Origin of the sequence: Campylobacter sp., from assembly GCF_020024835.1 — a bacterium.
GTDB lineage: Bacteria > Campylobacterota > Campylobacteria > Campylobacterales > Campylobacteraceae > Campylobacter_D.
In genome coordinates this window covers 1-2,604 of record NZ_JAHHTD010000067.1, presented here as the reverse complement: position 1 = coordinate 2,604, position 2,604 = coordinate 1, and the positions used below count along the sequence as shown (strand labels likewise).

Here is a 2,604-nt window from a genome sequence, read left to right as displayed (position 1 = left end):
AATACAAGAAAAATAATTATAAATTTATTGTTATTATTAGTGCCAATGAGTTTTCTTAGAAAAAAAATAAGATATCATTTAAATCATAAATTCATACCCATAAATAAAATAGATTCGTTAATAGAAACTAAAATAGTATCTAATATCAATACTTACTCAAATGAATACTTCATAAAAGAAAATAAAAATATTTATTGGGGGGGGGCATAAAGGATATTTTGATTTTGATATAAAATCAAAAGATATTAAATCTCCTTTAAATCCTTGGGCTTTTATAAGAGTAAAAAATGAAGATATAACTTTAAGAGCTTCATTAGAAAGTATGCTACCTGCTATACAAAGAGGAGTGATAGCTTATAATGATTGCACAGATACTAGTGAAGAAATCATTTTAGAATTTTGTAAGCAATATCCTTCATTTATCCCTAAAAAATACCCTTATGAAGTGCAAATGGAAAATCCACAAAGTGAAAACAACAAATTACATAGTTATTATAATTTTGCTCTTTCTTTTATACCTAAGGGAGAATGGTTTATAAAAATAGATACAGATCATATTTATGATGCTAAAAAGCTTTATAAGAGTTTTTATGGGGTAAAAAATGATTTAACCGCCATAGCTTATCCAAGAATTAATTTTTTAATAATAAATAATGAAATTTATATACAAAATGTAGGTGATAATGGCTTTATATATGGCTCTGATCAATTGTTAATTAAAAATAAAGATTTGATTTTTAAAGAAAGAATGACTTCAAAATCATCACAATGGATAGACAATGAAAGCATAGAAAATATTTTATATTCTGAATCAATGCAGATACCAAAAAATGTAAAAATAATCTTTTTTAATTTAATGCAATGGCATTTTCTAGCTTTAAAAATGCGTAGGGTAGAATTTCAAAAAAATTTAGCAATTTTAACTTTAGAAGAATTTAAAAAAATACACAAAACAAAACTAAATGTTATTATTGATGAAAAAATGCTAGAATTAGAGGAAATTAAAAGACAATTAGCTAAAACAAATTTTTATGAAAGATAAATTATGACTATAGCTATCATACCAGCTCGTGGCGGTTCAAAAGGTATAAAAAATAAAAATTTGATCTTGCTTAAAGGCAAGCCTCTTTTGTATTATACGATTAAAGCTGCTAAAGAATCTAAATGTATAGACAAAATTATCTTAAGCAGTGATAATGATGAAATTTTATCTTATGGAAAAAGTCAAGGAATTGAAATTTTAAAACGTCCTGCAAAATTAGCACTTGATGATACCACAAGTGATCAAGTGCTTTTGCATACCTTAGTAAATTATAAAAATTATGAAAATGCAATTTTACTTCAACCAACCTCCCCATTTAGAACAAATAAGCATATAGATGAGGCTTTTTATATCTTTGCAAATGAAAACGCAAATGCTTTAATTAGCGTGTGTGAGTATGATAATAAAATTTTAAAAGCTTTTGTGTGTGATGAAAATAAAAATTTAAAAGGAATTTGTAATGATAAATATCCTTTTATGCCAAGACAAAAATTACCTAAAACTTATATGAGTAATGGGGCAATTTACATTGTAAAAACAAAAGAATTTTTAAACAATCTTAGTTTTTTACAAGATACAACAAAATATTATTTAATGGATAATATATCAAGTATAGACATTGATAATATAAAAGATTTAGAAAAAGCAGAGAGTATATTGTGTCAGTGAAATTAAAATGCAATCAAGCGATATTAAAAATCTTACAAGAATACAATATTTACACTCGCACTTACATAAAAGATAGGAAAAAATTTTCAAGATTGAAGTTAAAAGATGAGATATTTATCCCTAAAGTAGATAACGGGGGGGGGTAGAAAAGTGGGGAGGTATTGCTCTATAGCAGATGGAGTGAGTATGTTTAGCTTTGCACATCCTTTAGATAGGATTAGCACAGCAAGTTTTACTTATGAGCCAAATCATAGTTTTATTAATGATGCTAGTTTAAAGCAAATTAATAAAATTTTTCCCATTAAATCACACAATCCAAGCTCATCGATTCAAAAATTAAATATACAAAATGACGTATGGATAGGTAAAGATGTTTTGTTAAAACAAGGCATTACTTTAGAAACTGGATGTGTCGTTGCTCAAAGAGCAGTTGTAACTAAAAATGTGCCAGCTTATGCTATAGTCGCAGGCGTCCCAGCTAAAATCATACGCTATCGTTTTGACGATAAAATCATAGAAAGGCTTTTAAAAATTAAATGGTGGAATTATCATTTTGCTGATTTTAATGAGATTGATTTAAGCTTACCTATATGTCATTATTTGGATATATTAGAAGAAAAAATTGCAAAAAATCATATAAAAATTTATAATCCAAAAAAACTTTATTTTAAAGATTTGCTAGCTTTAAATAAAAAAAGCTTTTTTGATTCTTTGTTTTAAATTTTCGTTTTCTTTTTGTAATGTTTGTAATAAATTTTGATAAAAATTATTTTCTTTAAAATCAAAAGATAAATTTTTTATAAGCTCTAAACTTCTTTGTTTATCCTCATAATTTTGCCATAAAATTTCTTTGTTTTTATTTTCATATCTTCCATTTTCATTAAATTCATAAT

5 protein-coding genes and 1 pseudogene are annotated in these 2,604 nt (G+C 25.5%); 5 read left to right on the top strand and 1 reads right to left on the bottom strand.

Going from position 1 to position 2,604, the window contains the following annotated elements; genetic code table 11:
• The 5 genes from QZ429_RS07570 to QZ429_RS07550 form a co-directional block, all read left to right on the top strand.
• A partial coding sequence (locus QZ429_RS07570) for a hypothetical protein (RefSeq protein ID WP_291953379.1) occupies window positions 1-210 on the top strand: 210 nt, incomplete at its 5' end.
• A complete protein-coding gene (locus QZ429_RS07565) occupies window positions 182-1,042 on the top strand; it encodes a beta-1,4-N-acetylgalactosaminyltransferase (protein ID WP_366559247.1) in 861 nt (286 codons plus the stop codon). The genes QZ429_RS07570 and QZ429_RS07565, both read left to right, overlap by 29 nt.
• 3 nt (window positions 1,043-1,045) lie before the next feature.
• Complete coding sequence (locus QZ429_RS07560; protein ID WP_291953377.1) at window positions 1,046-1,711, top strand: acylneuraminate cytidylyltransferase family protein; 666 nt, start codon at window positions 1,046-1,048, stop codon at window positions 1,709-1,711.
• Window positions 1,702-1,857, top strand: a complete 156-nt coding sequence (locus tag QZ429_RS07555) for a hypothetical protein (RefSeq protein ID WP_291953376.1) — start codon at window positions 1,702-1,704, stop codon at window positions 1,855-1,857. Before QZ429_RS07560 ends, QZ429_RS07555 begins: the two co-directional genes overlap by 10 nt.
• A 4-nt stretch (window positions 1,858-1,861) precedes the next feature.
• Window positions 1,862-2,431: a CatB-related O-acetyltransferase gene (locus QZ429_RS07550; protein ID WP_291953375.1), complete on the top strand. Its 570-nt coding sequence runs from the start codon at window positions 1,862-1,864 to the stop codon at window positions 2,429-2,431.
• Here the strand turns inward: QZ429_RS07550 and QZ429_RS07545 are convergent.
• A pseudogene (locus tag QZ429_RS07545) lies at window positions 2,396-2,604 on the bottom strand (glycosyltransferase family 2 protein); the annotation flags it as partial. The gene QZ429_RS07550 and the pseudogene QZ429_RS07545 sit on opposite strands and share 36 nt — an antisense overlap.

What these genes read in the sequence shown, in the direction of transcription:
- QZ429_RS07560 (WP_291953377.1), top strand. Translation starts at nt 1,046, where the DNA reads ATGACTATAGCTATCATACCAGCTCGTGGCGGTTCAAAAGGTATAAAA.